Origin of the sequence: Streptomyces arenae (assembly GCF_022343545.1) — a bacterium.
In the GTDB taxonomy this organism is placed as follows: domain Bacteria; phylum Actinomycetota; class Actinomycetes; order Streptomycetales; family Streptomycetaceae; genus Streptomyces; species Streptomyces humi.
The window spans coordinates 25,856-41,953 of sequence record NZ_JAKQYH010000089.1 but is presented as its reverse complement, the minus strand read 5'-3'; the positions used below and the strand labels follow the sequence as shown (position 1 = coordinate 41,953).

The 16,098-nt window shown below is 72.5% G+C and carries 14 protein-coding genes; 5 read left to right on the top strand and 9 right to left on the bottom strand.

Going from position 1 to position 16,098, the window contains the following annotated elements; translation table 11 throughout:
* Positions 1–145 precede the first annotated feature (145 nt).
* The 3 genes from MB828_RS41575 to MB828_RS41565 all read left to right on the top strand — a co-directional run bounded on the left by MB828_RS41575 (position 146) and on the right by MB828_RS41565 (position 3,100).
* Entirely contained in the window at positions 146–550 is a 405-nt protein-coding gene (locus MB828_RS41575) for an FKBP-type peptidyl-prolyl cis-trans isomerase (RefSeq protein ID WP_301652694.1), read from the top strand.
* 56 nt (positions 551–606) lie between these two features.
* Positions 607–1,524, top strand: a complete 918-nt coding sequence (locus MB828_RS41570) for an aminoglycoside phosphotransferase family protein (protein ID WP_301652693.1) — start codon at positions 607–609, stop codon at positions 1,522–1,524.
* Positions 1,525–1,831: 307 nt separating this feature from the next.
* The gene (locus tag MB828_RS41565) at positions 1,832–3,100 is read left to right on the top strand and encodes an MFS transporter (RefSeq protein ID WP_133026391.1); all 1,269 of its coding nucleotides are present in this window, start codon (positions 1,832–1,834) and stop codon (positions 3,098–3,100) included.
* 60 nt (positions 3,101–3,160) lie between these two features.
* Here MB828_RS41565 and MB828_RS41560 read toward each other — a convergent pair whose 3' ends face one another.
* From MB828_RS41560 to fdh, 6 genes are all read right to left on the bottom strand, one after another.
* Positions 3,161–3,832: an HAD family hydrolase gene (locus tag MB828_RS41560; RefSeq protein ID WP_301652692.1), complete on the bottom strand. Its 672-nt coding sequence runs from the start codon at positions 3,830–3,832 to the stop codon at positions 3,161–3,163.
* Positions 3,833–3,851: 19 nt separating this feature from the next.
* Positions 3,852–4,817: an LLM class F420-dependent oxidoreductase gene (locus tag MB828_RS41555; RefSeq protein ID WP_301652691.1), complete on the bottom strand. Its 966-nt coding sequence runs from the start codon at positions 4,815–4,817 to the stop codon at positions 3,852–3,854.
* 62 nt (positions 4,818–4,879) lie between these two features.
* Positions 4,880–5,224 carry a hypothetical protein gene (locus tag MB828_RS41550; RefSeq protein ID WP_301652690.1) on the bottom strand — a complete coding sequence of 115 codons (345 nt, stop codon included), beginning with the start codon at positions 5,222–5,224 and terminating at the stop codon, positions 4,880–4,882.
* Positions 5,225–5,392: 168 nt separating this feature from the next.
* Positions 5,393–6,301, bottom strand: coding sequence for an NrfD/PsrC family molybdoenzyme membrane anchor subunit (gene nrfD, locus MB828_RS41545; RefSeq protein WP_430381507.1), 909 nt, complete (start codon positions 6,299–6,301; stop codon positions 5,393–5,395).
* Between the two features lie 68 nt (positions 6,302–6,369).
* Positions 6,370–7,290 carry a 4Fe-4S dicluster domain-containing protein gene (locus MB828_RS41540; RefSeq protein ID WP_301652688.1) on the bottom strand — a complete coding sequence of 307 codons (921 nt, stop codon included), beginning with the start codon at positions 7,288–7,290 and terminating at the stop codon, positions 6,370–6,372.
* Positions 7,287–10,532 carry a formate dehydrogenase gene (gene fdh / locus MB828_RS41535; RefSeq protein WP_301652687.1) on the bottom strand — a complete coding sequence of 1,082 codons (3,246 nt, stop codon included), beginning with the start codon at positions 10,530–10,532 and terminating at the stop codon, positions 7,287–7,289. Before fdh ends, MB828_RS41540 begins: the two co-directional genes overlap by 4 nt.
* Before the next feature lie 344 nt (positions 10,533–10,876).
* On the opposite strand from fdh, the gene MB828_RS41530 reads away from it, so the two are divergent.
* Entirely contained in the window at positions 10,877–12,409 is a 1,533-nt protein-coding gene (locus tag MB828_RS41530; RefSeq protein ID WP_301652686.1) for an FAD-dependent oxidoreductase, read from the top strand.
* Between the two features lie 73 nt (positions 12,410–12,482).
* On the opposite strand, the gene MB828_RS41525 is transcribed toward MB828_RS41530, so the two are convergent.
* From MB828_RS41525 to MB828_RS41515, 3 genes are read right to left on the bottom strand one after another with little or no spacing between them, the layout of a single operon-like run.
* Positions 12,483–12,836 carry an STAS domain-containing protein gene (locus MB828_RS41525; protein ID WP_301652685.1) on the bottom strand — a complete coding sequence of 118 codons (354 nt, stop codon included), beginning with the start codon at positions 12,834–12,836 and terminating at the stop codon, positions 12,483–12,485.
* Entirely contained in the window at positions 12,833–14,116 is a 1,284-nt protein-coding gene (locus MB828_RS41520; RefSeq protein WP_301652756.1) for a PP2C family protein-serine/threonine phosphatase, read from the bottom strand. The genes MB828_RS41525 and MB828_RS41520 overlap by 4 nt, the downstream gene beginning before the upstream one ends.
* On the bottom strand, positions 14,116–14,919 hold the full coding sequence (locus tag MB828_RS41515) for an alpha/beta fold hydrolase (RefSeq protein WP_301652684.1): 804 nt from the start codon (positions 14,917–14,919) through the stop codon (positions 14,116–14,118). Before MB828_RS41515 ends, MB828_RS41520 begins: the two co-directional genes overlap by 1 nt.
* Before the next feature lie 270 nt (positions 14,920–15,189).
* Between MB828_RS41515 and MB828_RS41510 the strand changes: the two genes are divergently transcribed.
* On the top strand, positions 15,190–16,029 hold the full coding sequence (locus MB828_RS41510) for a DUF1206 domain-containing protein (protein WP_301652683.1): 840 nt from the start codon (positions 15,190–15,192) through the stop codon (positions 16,027–16,029).
* The last annotated feature ends 69 nt before the right edge of the window (positions 16,030–16,098 follow it).

Below are 16,098 nucleotides of genomic sequence, written 5' to 3'. Positions count from 1 at the left end.
GTTCGTGCACGGATTGTGGAATGCCGACCTTGTCGAAACCTTGTCCGGCCTGTACGCGCCTGCTGTGACTGCGTCGAGACCGGATCAACGTGCGACCCTCTCTGGGAAGAACCCTCGGCTTTGGACGGAGTGTGGTGTGGCTGCCATGAGCGGACTGACGAAACCCCAGGTCGGCGTTCCGGAGGGGGACGCTCCCACCGAGCTGACCATCCGGGACCTGGTCGTCGGGGACGGGGCTGAGGTGAAGCCGGGCATGGTGGTCAGGGTCCACTACGTCGGGGTGACCTTCGAGACCGGGAAGGAGTTCGATTCCTCCTGGGAACGGGGCCAGCCGTACAAGTTCGCCCTGGGCAGTGGCAAGGTCATCAAGGGCTGGGACCGCGGGGTGAGGGGGATGAGGGTCGGCGGTCGACGCGAGATCATCGTTCCCCCGCGTCTCGGCTACGGCAAACAGTCGCCCTCGCCGTTGATCCCGCCGGGCTCGACCCTGGTCTTCGTGGTCGACCTGCTGGACTCGTATTCCAGCACGAGCGGGTGGAGCAACACCTAGCGGCCCGTAGGTCGGTCGGGCCCGGGAGGGGGCGGGCTCGCGTACCGTGGCTTCGCATGACCGACTGCGGGACCGGGATCAGCGCGGAGCTGGTGCACGATCTTCTCCAGGACCAGCATCCGGACCTCGCGGGGCTTCCCGTGCGCGAGGTGGCGGGCGGCTGGGGCAACCAGATGTGGCGGCTCGGGGACGAGCTGGCCGTGCGCATGCCGCGCATGGAAGGTGCCCCGGATCTCCTGCGCAAGGAGTGCCGTTGGCTGCCGGTCCTGGCCCCGCGGCTGCCGCTCCCGGTGCCGACTCCGGTACGGATCGGTGAACCGTCCGCGCGCTTTCCGTGGCCCTGGAGCGTCATGACGTGGGTGCACGGCGAGCCGCTGGACCACACCTCGATCAGCCGGGGCGACCACGCGGCCGACACCCTGGCGGGCTTCCTGCGGGCGCTCCACGTGGCGGCGCCCGCCGAGGCACCGGCCAGTTCGGACCGCGGCGCTCACCCCAGGAAGTGCACCGACGGCTTCGAGTACTTCCTCCAGGCCATCGCCCCCCGCGGCCTGGCCGCCGACGTCCACGCCGTACGGGCCGTCTGGGACGACGCTGTCGCGGCCCCCGAGTGGGCGGGCCCGCCGGTGTGGCTGCACGGTGACCTCCATCCCGCGAATGTCGTCGTCTCGGACGGCACCCTCTCCGGCGTGATCGATTTCGACGCCATGTTCGCCGGCGATCCGGCGTGGGACCTCGCGGCGGCCTGGCTGCTGCTGCCCGCGGGAGCGGGCCCCCGGTTCTTCGAGGCGTACGCGCTCGCGGACGACGCGACGGTCCGGCGTGCCCGAGGGCTGGCTGCTATGAAGAGCCTCTTCCTCATCCTCATGGGCCAGAACGGCGACCGGGGTCTTCCCGGCGGCAAGCCGGCCTGGGGACCCGCGGGCCGGGCAGCGCTCGGTCGGCTCACGTCCGGCTTCGGCCGGTCCTCCTGAGCCCCGCACGGGAGAACCGGTCCTTCTGAGCCCCGCTCGGGAGAATTCGGGAATTACGGGCCGCGCCGCCCGCTCAAGGGAGTCGGGAAGAATCCGGGAGAATAAAAACGACTCCGACACCGGAACACCGGAACGCCCCGCGAGCTGTATAGTTCAGCCGTCAAATGCCGCCGTGGGCCAGCCAGTTCCGTAACTATGGCCATCGCGGGACGGCCTCGTACAACTCCCCCACGCCTTTCTCGGACAGGTGACCGGGATTCCTCCCGGCTCTCCCCCCCATACTCCTCACCGAAAGTCCCCCTCTTTCGTGGCCATCACCGTGCGCGAGGACCGGCCTGTCGGTCGGCATGCCGCCGTTCCGCCCGGCAGCCTCTTTCGGCGAATACACGCTCCGCGCGCCAGTGACGCGCTGGCGTTTTCCATGGCGACGTACGCCATGCCCCTGCTGGTCCTGGCGATCACCGGTTCTTCGTCCTTGACCGGCCTCGCGTTCGCGTTGGAGTGGACTCCGCGGATCGCGGCGTTCGTCGTCGCCGGCAAGGCGGTGGACCGCTGCGGTGCGGCGATCGTCCTCTTCATCGCCTCTCTCGCCCGGGCCACCGTGGTGGCGGTCGCGGCGGTCGCCCTTCTCATGCTGCCGCGGGGTACCGCCGAGACCGCGGTCGTCCTCGTGCTGGCCGCCGTCACCGGGACTCTCTCCCAGTTCAGTTTCGTCGCCAACGAGGCCGTCGGAGCCGTCGTCACCCGGCGGGACGAGGCCCGGTCGCACGGGATACAGGCGGTGCTCGTCGGCATCGACCAGAGCGCCACGGTCCTCGGACCGCTCCTCGCCGGTCTGCTCCTCCTGGCCGGGCCGGGCTGGATGCTCGGGTGCCTGGGCGCGGTGTCGTCGGTCGCCGCGGTGCTCGGCCTGCAGACTCCGCCGACGCCCCTGCGCGCCACCCGTGCCGACACCGCGGGGAAGGACGGCGCACTGCGCCTGGGCCTGCGCACGCTGCTGACGCTTCCCGCTCTGGGCCGGCTGGTGGCCGGGCTGGCCTGCTCCAATCTGGCCCTGGGTCTGCTCCAGTCCGCGAGCCCCGTGATCGTCGTGGACACCTTCGGGCGCTCCTCCGCCGACGTCGGCGCCCTGTGGTCGGCCGCCGCCGTGGCGACCCTGCTGGCGATCACGTGCTGCCGGTTCGCCCTGCGCCGCCTCGACCTCTGGGGGGTGGGCATGGTGTCGGCGACGCTCGCCTCCGCCGCGTGCCTCGCCGTCCCGCACGCTCCGTCGTACCTCTCCTACACCGTCCTGGTGGCGATCTTCATGGCGGGCGACGGTGGCCTCACCGTCGTGCTGCGTACGGTGCGGTCGCTGGTCATCCCCACCACCGCACTCGGTGCCACACTCTCGCTGACGATGCTTCTCCTGCTGCTGCCCTTCCCCATGGCGGGCGTCCTCGTGGCGCTCACCCCGCCGGCGCACCTCGGCAGCGTCATCCTGGCCTGCGCTCTCGTCCAGGCCATTGCCCTGGTCACCGTCTTCGTCAGGCTCCGCGACGAACCGGTGCTGCGCCTGGTCGCCGCCCGCAGGTGAAACCGGTGCGGCGGCCGGGGCACGTGGCTGTCCTTCCGGGCCGGCGGGGGTGCGCGGCCGTCACTCCAGGGCCGCGAAGGCGCTGGTGTCCAGGTGGGCGAGGAGGTCGGCGGGGTCCCGGTACACGGCGTGGGCGCCGGCTTCCGTCAGGTCCGCGCGCGGGATGCCGCCGGACAGGACGGCCAGCGGGGTCACCCCGTCCCGTACCGCCGCCCGCATGTCCCAGACGCTGTCGCCGACGAACAGGGCGCGTTCGCTCGGCACGCCGGCGAGTTCCCTGGCCTGCCGCACCGGGTCGGGAGCGGGTTTGCCTTCGGCGACGTCGTCGGCGCTGGTGACCGAGCGGATGACGTCGTCGGCGTCGATGGCGTTGCGCAGCGCGGCGAGTTCCGCGCCGCTCGCCGACGTCGCCAGGACGATCTCCCAGCCGCGCCCGGCCAGCGTGCGCAGCAGGTCGCCGGCCGCGTCCAGCGCCGGCAGCCGCTCGAAGTACGTGGCGTAGAGGGTGCGGTGGGCCTCGGAGAGCTGGTCGTCCCCGTCGGGGTCGCGGTCGTCGCCGAGCAGGTGGTCCAGCAGGTCGCCGCCGCTGAGACCCACGGCACGGTGGATGTCCCGCATGGGGACGTGGTGGCCGGCCTGCCGGAGCGCCTCCCACCACGTGACCACGTGCAGGTGGTTGGTGTCGACGAGCGTTCCGTCGATGTCGAAGATCGCGGCGCGTTCCGTGGTCATCGCGGGTGTCCTCGCCCTCTCACAGTTCGCGGAGCGCGGGCAGCAGCTTGTGCTCGGCCCATTCCAGGTACGGCTTCTGGTGGTCGCCGCCGATCTGGACGAGCGCGATCTCGGTGAACCCCGCGTCGACGTAGGGGCGTACGGCCTCGACGACCGCCTGCACGTCGTCGCCGCAGGGGATGGACCCGGCCACGTCCTCGGGCCGTACGAACTCGGTGGCGTGCGCGAACGCGGCGGGTCCGGGCAGTTCGGAGTTGACCGGCCAGCCGCTGCCGAACCAGCGGAACTGGTCGTGGGCGCGGGCGACGGCCGCGTCCCGGTCGGTGTCGTAACAGATGGGCAGCTGACCGACCTTGGGCTTGCCCGCGCCGCCGTGGTCTTCGAAGGCCGAGACCAGTTCCGGGCGGGGTTCCGTGGCGATCATCAGGTCGGCGAGATGGCCGGCGACTTCGCAGGAGCGGTCACCCGAGACGGCGATCCCGATGGGCGGAGGTGCGTCGGGCAGGTCCCACAACTTGGCGTTGGCCACGTCGAAGTGGACGCCGTGATAATTGACGTTCTCCCCCGCGAAGAGCGCGCGGATGATCTCCGCGGCCTCCTCCAGCTTCTCCAGCCGGACGTGCGCGGCGGGCCAGCCCTCCCCCGTCACGTGCTCGTTGAGGTTCTCCCCGGAGCCCAGGCCCAGCCGGAACCGGCCCTCGGACAGGATCTGCAGGGTGGCCGCCTTCTGGGCGACGACCGCCGGGTGGTAGCGGGTCGTGGGGCAGGTCACGTACGTCATCAGCGGGATGCGTTCGGTGGCCTGCGCGGCGGCGCCCAGCACGCTCCACGCGTAGGGGGCGTGGCCCTGGGAGTCCAGCCAGGGGAAGTAGTGGTCGGAGGTGACCGAGAAGTCGAAGCCGGCCCGCTCCGCGCCCACCACGTGGTCCACCAGCTCCCGGGGACCGGCCTGCTCGGTCATCATCGTGTATCCGATCTGCACCATGCCGCTCATCTCCTCGTGGTTCGCGTCGTGGTTCGCGCGTACGCGTAAGGTCTCCCGCTCCGTCACTCCTTCGTCCCGAGCCGCAGGTCGACCTCCTTCTCCTGGTCTCCCGAGGCGGTGCCCTGCTCCTGCACGGCGAACGCGGCGCTCAGGGCTTCGTGCAGCTGGTCGACGGCGCGGTATTCGCCCTGGAGGGTGGCGGAGACCGAACCCTCCAGGGTCGCCGGGCCGGGCGGGCTCCACTCCCCGGTCGGCTCGAACTCGGCGCTCCACACGGCCGCGTGCCCGCCCGGCTGCTCCTCGGGCGGGTCGTCGGCGGGACGGTCGGTGGGGAACACGTTCCGCAGCACGCCGAAGACGGTGGCGGCGTCCTCCTTGGACGCTCCGGTGAGGGACACGGTGGCCATCTGAACTCTCTCCTTGGGGGGTGTGGGTCGGGGCGGTCACCGTCGCCCGTCGGCGGACGGGCCGGTCACCGACCCGGTACGCGTACCCGTCCCGGGCACTTTCAGGCGGCCTGACCTCGCAGTCGTCCGTGTGCCTCCAGGAGGCCGGGGGCGGTGTGCCGTGTGCCGTCAGTTCCCGTCCTCGCCGGCCGGGGCCGCGGCGGCGCGTTGCGGCGCGACCGTGTACTTCGGGTCCTCGGCGGAGGCGACCCCGGCCGCGAAGACACCGAAGCGGGTGCAGGCCGAGCCCGCGAGGAGGGCCAGGCCCGCGACGGCGGCCGCCGGGCGGCTGCGGTGCCCGAGCAGCAGGCCGGTGGCGGCGCCTGCCGCGGTGAGCAGGCGGGCGGTGCGCAGCAGCGTTCCGGCGCGGCCCTGCCGGTAGGTCTCCGCGACCATGCCGAGGCGCCGCTCGGCCTTCCGGGTGGCGACCTCGTCGGCGGCGGCGGCGAGCACCGCCGCGCAGCGGGCGGGTGCCGTCTCGGACACCGGGCCGACGAGCAGGGCCATCCCGGAGGCGGCGGCCGTCGCGGAGGCGACGAACAGGTACGGCAGTTCGCGGTGCGCGCCGTGCCAGGCGGGGACGGCGGTGTCCGCGGCCAGCACGGCCGTGTACGAGGCGACGGCCGGCCCGAGCAGCGCCGCCGCGCCGGTCGCCGTGGCCCCGGCCCGGGGCAGCCGCCCGGTCACGGCGGTGACGGCGGCGGCGCCGGCGGCCGGTCCGTAACCGGCGAGGAGCCATGAGCCCACGCTCATGGGCGAGGTGGGCTTGAGCACGCGGAGCATGTTGGGGAACCGGCGCGGCACCCCGAGGTCGTGCACGAGAGCGGCGGCGGACAGCGAGACCGCCGCGAGGGAGGACACCTTCATCGCCGTGGCGGTCGCCGTACGTCCCGTGAGCTGGGCGCCCGCCGCCAGTACGGAACCCGCGCCGGCGAGGCCGCCGAGGAAGAAGTACCCGGCGATGTCCTGGGCGCTCCAGGACGGCGCCTTGATGATCGGACGTCCGTAGTAGGACTCGAACTCGGCTCGCGGAACCATGAGTTGCTCACCGCGACGGTTACGGCGCCGGCGGCCCGTGCGCTGTCCTGAGCGGTCGGTGGAGTGGCTCATCGGGTGGCCTTCCTGCGCAGCAGACCGGGCAGCGCGAACGAGACGGCGAAGGCGCCGGCCAGGGAGAGGGCGGCCGCGCCGGCGTGCTTCCACATCGTGGGGAGGTCGCGGGTGGTGACGACCGGGGCGGGGGGCAGCCCGTAGACCTCGGGTTCGTCGAGGAGCAGGAAGAACGCGCCGTCACCGCCGACGCCGTCGTCGGGGTCGTGGCCGTACAGCCGGGCGCCGTCCACACCCGCCGTGTGCAACTGGTCCACGCGCAGGGCGGCGCGTTCGCGCAGTTCGTCCAGCGGGCCGAACTGGATGGACTCGGTCGGGCACGCCTTGGCGCAGGCGGGCTCCTGGCCGGCGCCGAGCCGGTCGTAGCACATCGTGCACTTGAACGCCCGGCCGTCGTCGGGGCGTTGCTCGATGACCCCGTACGGGCAGGCGGGCACGCAGTAGCCGCAGCCGTTGCAGATGTCCTCCTGGACGACGACCGTGCCGAACTCGGTCCGGAACAGGGAGCCGGTGGGGCAGACGTCGAGGCAGGCCGCGTGGGTGCAGTGCTTGCACACGTCGGACGACATCAGCCAGCGCAGTTCCCCGTTCCCGTCCGGCGGGCCGGAGGCGTCCGGCGCGGCATCCGCCAGGGGGAGTTGGGTGCGTCCGTCCGGCGCCGGGACCTGTTGTTCGATGAAGGCGACGTGCCGCCAGGTGGAGGCGCCGAGGCCCTGCGTGTTGTCGTAGCTCATGCCGGTGAGGGAGAGGCCGTCCTCCGGGATGGCGTTCCACTCCTTGCACGCGACCTCGCAGGCCTTGCAGCCGATGCACACGGAGGTGTCGGTGAAGAAGCCGACGCGGGGCGGGGGTTCGGGATGTCCGGCGTCGCGGGCGGGATCGGGTTCCGGACCGCTGAGCAGGTGACGGCTGGTCATTTCACGGTCTCCGTCCCGGTGTCGGCGGTGATGCCCGCACGCCTGCGGTATTCGGCGACCAGCTTCGGCAGGTCGGCGCCGCGCGGCCGGCGGCCCGGGCGGATGTCGGCGGTCAGCGCCTTGTCCTCCTGGATGTGGGCGTTGGGGTCGAGGGCGATCGCGACGAGTTCGTTGGCCGCGTCGCCGGTGGCCACGCCGTTGGGTCCCCAGTGGAACGGCAGTCCGATCTGGTGGACGGTCCGGCCGTGGACGGTGAGGGGCACGATCCGCGCGGTGACCATGACGCGGGCCTCGACGGCGTTGCGGGCCGTGACGATGGTGGCCCACCCCAGGTGCTCGAGTCCGCGTTCGGCGGCCAGCTGGGGAGAGACCTCGCAGAAGAACTCCGGCTGGAGTTCGGCGAGATAGGGCGACCAGCGGCTCATGCCGCCCGCGGTGAAGTGCTCGGTGAGCCGGTGCGTGGTGATCACGTACGGGAAGACGTCGGCGCCCTTCTCGTCGCCGCTCGGGTGGTAGCGGTTGCCCTCCCGGGGCAGCAGGTGGCGTACCGGCGAGCGGGGTACCGAGGGGTGGAGGACGTTGGTGAAGGGCGAGTCCTGCGGTTCGTAGTGGGTCGGGAGCGGGCCGTCCTCCAGCCCGGCCGGTGCGTACAGCCAGCCCTTGCCGTCGGCCTGCATGATGAACGGGTCGTCGCCGCGCAGCGCGTCGGGGCCGGTCGCGTCCTTGTCGGGGACGAAGTCGGGGGCACGGTCGGGCACGAAGTCCGGGACGTCGTGCCCGGTCCACTTCCCCTCGTCCCCGTCCCACCACACGTACGCCTTGCGTTCGCTCCACGGGGTGCCGTCCGGGGCGGCCGACGCCCGGTTGTAGAGGATGCGGCGGTTGGCGGGCCACGCCCAGGCCCATTCGGCGGCCACCCAGTCCTGTTCGCTTCCGGGCCTGCGGCGGGCGGCCTGGTTGACGCCGTCCGCGTACACCCCGCAGTAGATCCAGCAGCCGCACCGCGTCGAGCCGTCGTCCTTGAGTTCGGTGTACGCCGAGAGGGGAGCTCCGTCCGGGCCGTGGCCGTTGATCTCGGCGAGCACGGCGGCGGCGTCCGGTTCGGCCAGCGGCCCCTCGACGGGGTAGTCCCAGGTCAGGTCCTGTACGGGCCGGTCCATGGGGTCGGTCGAGGCGGCCAGCCGCTCCTTGATGCGGCGGCCCAGGTGGTACATGAACCACAGGTCGCTGCGGGCGTCGCCCGAGGGCTCGACGGCCGCCTCGTGCCACTGGAGCCAGCGGTTGGTGTTGGTGAAGGAGCCGTTCTTCTCGGTGTGCGCGGCGGCCGGGAAGAAGAACACCTCGGTGCCGATCTCCTCGGTGCGCAGTTCCCCGGTCTCGATCTCCGGGCCGTCCTGCCACCAGGTCGCCGACTCGATGAGGGAGAAGTCGCGGACGACGAGCCATTCCAGGTTGGCCATGCCGAGCCGTTGGAGCCGGGTGTTGGCGGAGCCCACCGCGGGGTTCTCGCCCATCAGGAAGTAGCCCTTGCACACCCCGTCCAGCTGGGCCATCACCGTGTCGTAGGTGGAGTGCGAGCCGGTGAGGCGCGGCAGGTGGTCGAAGCAGTAGTCGTTGGCGGCGGTGGCCGCGTCTCCGTAGTACGACTTGAGGAGGCTCACGAAGTAGGCCCGCATGTTCCCCCAGAAGCCCTTCTCGGTGCGGGTGGCCGCGATGAACGCGTCCAGGTCCTCGTGCGCGTGGGCGTGCGGCATCGGGAGGTAGCCGGGCAGCAGGTTGAACAGGGTCGGGATGTCGCTCGAGCCCTGGATGGAGGCGTGGCCGCGCAGTGCCTGGATGCCGCCGCCCGGCCGGCCGATGTTGCCGAGCAGCAGCTGGAGCACGCTCGCGGCGCGGATGTACTGCGCGCCGACCGAGTGCTGGGTCCAGCCGACCGCGTACACGAACGCGCTCGTGCGCTCGCGGCCCGAGTTGGCGGTCAGGGCGTCGCACACCTCGCGGAACGTCGCGCGGGGCACTCCGCAGACCTCCTCGACCAGCTCCGGTGTGTAGCGGGCGTAGTGGCGCCTGAGGATCTGGTAGACGCAGCGCGGGTGCCGCAGCGTCTCGTCGCGGGGCGCCTGGCTGGCGGTCTGCGCGCCGCCCGAGCCGTGCGCCTCGGAGCCGCCGGAGCCCCGCACGCGCTCCTCGTACTGCTCGTCGACCTCACCGGTGGGCTGCTGGACTTCGAAGCCCTCGTACTGCCAGCTCGACGGGTCGTAGTGGTGCTTCTCCTGGTTCAGTCCGGAGAAGACGCCGTCGAGGTCCTCGGTGTCGCGGAAGTCCTCGCTGACCAGGGTGGCGGCGTTGGTGTAGGCGAGGACGTACTCGCGGAAGTCCTTCTCCTCGGTCAGGACGTGGTTGATGATCGCGCCGAGGAACGCGATGTCACTGCCGGCCCGGATCGGTACGTGCAGGTCGGCGAGGGCGCTGGTGCGGGTGAACCGCGGGTCGACGTGGATGATCCGGGCGCCGCGGGCCTTCGCCTCCATCACCCACTGGAAGCCGACGGGGTGGGCCTCGGCGAAGTTGGAGCCCTGGATGACGATGCAGTCGGAGTGCTGGAGGTCCTGCATGAAAGTGGTGGCACCGCCCCGCCCGAAGGAGGTGCCGAGCCCGGCGACCGTGGAGCTGTGACAGACCCGCGCCTGGTTCTCCACCTGGATGACGCCGAGGCCGGTCAGCAGCTTCTTGATGAGGTAGTTCTCCTCGTTGTCGAGGGTCGCGCCGCCGAGACTGGCGATGCCCAGGGTGCGTGCGGTGCGCAGTCCCTCGGACTCCCACTCCCAGGTCCTGCGCCGGGTCTCGATCACCCGGTCGGCCACCATGTCCATGGCGGTCTCCAGATCCAGGGGTTCCCAGTCGGTGGCGTACGGCCGCCGGTACAGCACCTGGTGGCGGCGGGCCGATCCGGTGGTGAGCTGGAGGGTGGCCGAACCCTTGGGGCACAGGCGACCCCGGCTGACGGGCGAGTCGGGATCGCCCTCGATCTGGACGACCTCGTCGTCCTTGACGTAGACCTGCTGTCCGCAGCCCACCGCGCAGTACGGGCACACGGACGGCACCACGCGGTCGGCGGTCTCCGTGCGCGGCCGCAGCCGTTCGGTGCGCGCCGACATGGCGGCCCGGCCGCGGCCGAGCGGGTCCGATGCGGTGAGCTGGCGGAAGGCGGGCCAGTCGCTGATCCACGTACGCACACCCATGGTGTGTCCTTTCGGCGGCCGGAATCGCCCGGCGGCGGCGGTGGGCGTCACTTCCAGCCTGACCCACCGGGGCGGGTACGGCGCGCGGGGCGCCGGCCGGGCGGCGGCTCCTCGTCCCCGGGAACTTTCGGACAGTGGTCGCTCACGTGCTTTCCCTCTCGCGGCAGGGCGGTGCGCGGCCCCGGGTACCCACCGGCACCGCCCCTACGCAGGGCAGCCACGGGCGTTGGGCCCGGTGCCGGCACCGCCCCTGACGACGGGTTCCGGAGTCGTCCCGCCCCAGAGGTGTCACGTCACCGTGGCGGGAACCCGGCTGCCATGGACGCTGAGACAGGGGTACGGCCATGACAGACGCCGACAGTGGAATCCGCAGGTCGTACTGGCTGGAGACGGCGCCGCCGCCCGGGGAGCCCGCCCCGCCGCCGTCCGGTGACCTCTCGGTGGAGGTCGCCGTGGTCGGGGGCGGCATCGCCGGGCTCAGCGCCGCCTGGGAGCTGGTCAGGCAGGGACATGAGGTGGCGGTGCTGGAGGCGGACCGGCTGGCCGCCGGGGTGACCGGGCACACCACGGCCAAGCTGACCGCTCTGCACACCCTGGTCTACGACCATCTGCGCCGGACCCGCGGCCCCGAGGGCGCGCGGCTGTACGCGCTGTCGCAGAGCGAGGCGATCCGGCATGCCGCCGGGATCGTGGCGGAGCTGGGCATCGACTGCGACTGGGAGGAGGCGGCGGCCTGCACGTACGCGCGTGACCCCGGGCGGGTGGCCGAGCTGCGCGCGGAGGCACGGGCGGCGCGGGAGGCCGGGCTGCCCGCCGAGTTCGTGACCGCCACCGAGCTGCCCTTCGAGGTGGCCGGGGCGGTCCGGGTGAGCGGCCAGGCCCAGTTCCATCCGCGCAAGTACCTGCTGGCACTGGCGGACGACCTGCGCCGGCGCGGTGGCGCGGTGTACGAGGGGACCCGGGTCGTGGGTCTCACCGAGGGCGAGCCCTGTGTGCTGGAGACGGACGCCGGGGTGTCGGTGCGGGCCGGGAAGGTCGTGGTCGCCACCCACTACCCCGTCTTCGACCGGGCCCTGCTGTTCACCCGGCTCTCCCCGCGGCGCGAGCTGGTCGTGGCCGGGACCATCGAGGAGGACCGCGCCCCGCGCGACATGTACATCACGCCGGAGCAGGGCACCCGGTCCGTCCGCAGCGCGCCCCTCGGGGACGGCCGACGCCTGCTGATCGTCACCGGTGAGCACTTCACGCTCGGCACCGCCGACGTCGAGAAGCGTTTCGCCCGGCTCTCCGAGTGGGCCGGCGAGCACTTCCCCGGGCTGACGCCCACCCACCGCTGGGCCACCCAGGACAACGACTCCACCGACTCGGTGCCGCTGGTCGGCCCGCTGCACCCGGGCAGCCACCACGTCCACGTGGCCACCGGTTTCGGCGGCTGGGGTCTGAGCGGCGGCATCATGGCGGGCCGGCTGATCAGCGACCTCGTCGGCGGACGCGAGGTCGAGTGGGCCGGTCTGTACGACCCGCGGCGGCTGGGTCCCGTGGCCCGTGAGGGGGTGTCGTTCCTGAAGCACCAGGCCCAGGTCGCCCGGCACTTCGTCGGCGACCGGCTGCCGGCCCTGACCGGGCCACGGCCGGAGGACATCGCACCCGGTGACGGCGCGGTGGTACGGCTCGGCGGGCACCGGTGCGCCGTGCACCGCGACGAGGGCGGCCAGCTGCACGCCGTCTCCGCCACCTGCACCCACCTGGGCTGTCTGGTGGCGTTCAACCGGACCGAACAGGCCTGGGAGTGCCCGTGCCACGGTTCCCGTTTCGCCCCGGACGGCCGGATCCTCCAGGGCCCCGCCGTCCGCCCGCTGGAGCAGCGGGACCTGTGAGACCGCGTACTCCCGCCGCGCTCAGGGCCGCCGCGCGGTGGGGGGCTGCCGGTGGCTACCGGGAGGCGAGTGGCTATTCGGGAGCGGGGTGGCTGCCGGTAGCGGAGGGGCTGTCGGGGAGGATGGCGAAGATCTGGTCGAGGCCGACCATGCGCAGCACGCGGAGCGTACGGGCGGGGACGGCGGCCAGTGCGATGTCGGCCCGGGCGGCGTGGGCGTGGTTGCGCGCGGCGATCAGGGCGGTGATGCCGCTGGAGTCGCAGAACTCCATCGCGGCCAGGTCCAGGACGAGCTGCTGGCCGGGCCGGAGGGTGAGGTCGGCGACCAGGTCGCGCAGGCGGGCGGCGGTGGTGTGGTCGAGTTCGCCGCCGACCCCCACGACGGGCCCGGCCGTGGCGGAGGTGACGGTGATGTTCAGTGGGCTCATTCCGTGTTCTTCGGCGTGGACGCGGCGGTGGGGACGCCTAGGGCGAGCAGGGCGGTGTCGTCGTCGAGCCCGTCGCCGAAGTCGTCCAGCAGGCCGGTCAGGGCCTGGATGACGTCGTGCGCGGGTCGGCCGGCGTGAGCGGCGGCGAAGGCGCGCAGCGCCTCGTCGCCGTACAGGGCGGTGCGGTCCTCACCGGTCCGGGCCTCGGTGACGCCGTCGCTGTACAGCAGGAGGGTGTCGCCGGGCCGCAGGATGGTGGTGGCCGTGGAGAAGTGGGCGGCGGGCAGGATGCCGACGAGGAGGCCGCCGGGGGTGGGCAGGAACTCGGCGGTGCCGTCCGCCCGCAGGACCAGGGCCGGGGGGTGGCCGCCGGAGGCGAGGGTGACGGTGGCGTGTCCCGTCGTGGGATCGGGCTCGGCGACGCCGAACACGGTGGTGCAGTAGCGCGGGTCGCCGCCCGTGTATCGCTCGTGGAGCACCTTGTTGAGGGTGGCCAGGGCGGAGACGGGGTCGGAGTCGTGCAGGGCCGCGGCGCGCAGGGTGTAGCGGGTCAGCGAGGTGACGGCGGCGGCCTCCGGGCCCTTGCCGCACACGTCGCCGAGGAAGAAGGCGAAGCGTTTGCCGTCGACGGGGAAGAGGTCGTAGAAGTCGCCGCCGAGCCGGTCCGGGGAGGCGGTGCGGTAGTGGGCGGCCGCCTCCATGCCGGGCACCTGGGGCAGCGAGTCGGGCAGCAGGGACCGCTGGAGGACGGCGAGCGCGTCCTGCAACCGGGCCCGGTCGGCCTCGGCCTGTTGCCGCGCCTCCTCGGCGGCCCGCCGGGCGCGCAGCAGCTCCTCCTCGTAGGCGCGGCGGTCCCGGGCGTCGAAGACGGTGGTACGGATCAGCAGCGGCTCGCCGCCCCTGCCGTGCTTGACCGCGGACGAGACCAGCACCGGCATGCGCGCGCCGCCGGGCTGCCGCATCTCCAGCGCGATGCCGCCTATCTCGCCCCGCATCCGCAGCAGCGGCGCGAAGTGCGTCTCGTGGTACAGCCTGCCGCCCACGGTCAGCAGGTCGGTGAACCGCATCCGGCCCACCACCGCCTCCTCCTCCAGGCCGAGCCAGCCCAGCAGCGTGGAGTTGATCTTGGCTATGGTGCCGTCCATCAGCGTGGACAGGTAACCGCACGGCGCGTTCTCGTAGAGTTCCTCGGCGCTGTCCTCCAGCAGGGCGGCGAACGCCGCGTTCGCCGCCTGGTTGCCCGCGTCCTGCGGGTCGGGCAGCTGGTCCGTCCGGCACATCATCGCAGGCCCGCCAGGAAGGCGGTGATCGCCTCGTTGGTGGCCTCGGGTGCGGACAGGTGCGGGCAGTGTCCGGTCGCGTCGAGGGTGACCAGCGTCGATCCCGGGACGGCCCGGTGGACGAAGGCGCCGACCTCGCGGGGGGCGATGGCGTCCTGGGTGCACTCCAGGACCAGCGTCGGCACGCTCACCGTCTTGAGGTCGTCCCTGGAGTCCGACAGGAACGTGGTCCGGGCGAAGACCCGCGCCATGTCCGGGTGGGTGGCGCAGAAGCTGCCGGTCAGTTCAGCCCCCAGTTCGGGCCGCTCCGCGTTGCCCATGATCACCGGCGCCATCGCGGCCGACCAGCCCAGGTAGTTCGCCTCCAGCGAGGCCAGCAGTTCGTCGATGTCCTCGGCGCTGAACCCGCCCCGGTAGCCGTCGTCGTCGATGTACCGCGGCGACGGGGTGATCATCACCAGGGCGCCGATGCGGTCCGGGGCCAGGTCCGCGGCCAGCACCCCGATCATCGCGCTGACCGAGTGCCCCACGAACACCGCGTCGCGCAGGTCGAGCGCCGCACAGACCTCGACCACGTCCTGGGCGTAGCCGTCCAGGGAGCCGTACCGGTCCTCCGAGAACGCGGACAGGTCCGAGCGGCCGGACCCCACGTAGTCGAAGAGCACCACCCGGTGGTTCCCGGCCAGGGCCGGCACCGTCAGCCGCCACATGTTCTGATCGCAGCCGAATCCGTGCGCCAGCACCACCGGCCGCCCCTGCGGGTCACCGACGACGGTGATGTTGTTCCTGCGATCGACATCCATGCCCTCAGCCTCTCAGACACCACCCACCACTCCCGCACGCCCGCGGGGACCGGCCGCCGTGACGGCCGGTCCCCGCGAAGGGGCCCACACGGATTCAGCTCACCATCGGTGCCCGAGAACCATGATCATCGACTCCTCCCCCTGCGAGTGCCCCACTCCCGCCCCGCCATTCACACCCGACCACCTCGCTTTCGTACCGGGACCAGCAGCGGCGGAACCGGGCCGGATGTGCCGCGTATGTGGTTCGTTCGTAGGGGCATCCGATAGGGCATGGTCACTGGATCGGTATCGGTACGCGGACACGGACAGGCCCGCCGGGCGGCGAACAGCAAGGCGCTCGCGGTGGCGGCACGGGCGGGCTTCGTCGCCCGCGGGGTCATCTACGCGCTGATCGGCGCTCTCTCCCTGCGGATCGCCTTCTCCGGCGGGGGCACGCAGGCCGACCGGGGCGGCGCGGTCGCCGAGATCGCCCAGAAGCCCTTCGGTACGGCGCTGCTGTGGATGCTCGGCGTCGCGCTGGCGGGGATGGCCCTGTGGCGGCTGTCCGAGGCCGCCTTCGGGCAGGCCGGCCCCGACGGCGGGAAGCCCGGCAAGAGGGCGATGGCCGCGGGCCGCTTCCTCTTCTACACGTTCGTCTCGTACTCCGTGCTCTCCTACGCGGCCGGTGACAAGGGCAGCGGCAGCGGCAGTTCCGACAGGAACTCCCAGGACGTCACGGCGAAGGCGCTGGACTGGCCCGGCGGGCAGTGGATCGTCGGTGTCGCGGGGGCCGCGGTGACCGCCGCCGGCCTGTGGATCGCCGTACGGGCCGTCCTGCGCAAGTTCGAGAAGCATCTCAGGATGTACGAGATGTCACGGAAGGCACGTCAGTTCGTGGCCTTCTTCGGCATGTTCGGCGGTACGGCACGAGGCATCGTCTTCGCCACCGCGGGCGGCTTCGCCATCGCGGCGGCCGTGCGGCACGAGCCCGGCAAGGCCAAGGGCATGGACGACACCCTGCGCACGTTCGCCGGCACTCCGGCGGGCCCCTGGCTGCTCGTGCTGATCGCGGTCGGGCTGGTGGCCTTCGGCGTCTTCTCCTGGGCCAACGCCCGCTGGCGCAAGGTCTGACCCACGGTCGCCGCCGGTCAGCCTGCCGTGCCCGCCGGACCACGCTGACCGCGGGCCGCGCCCGCCCGC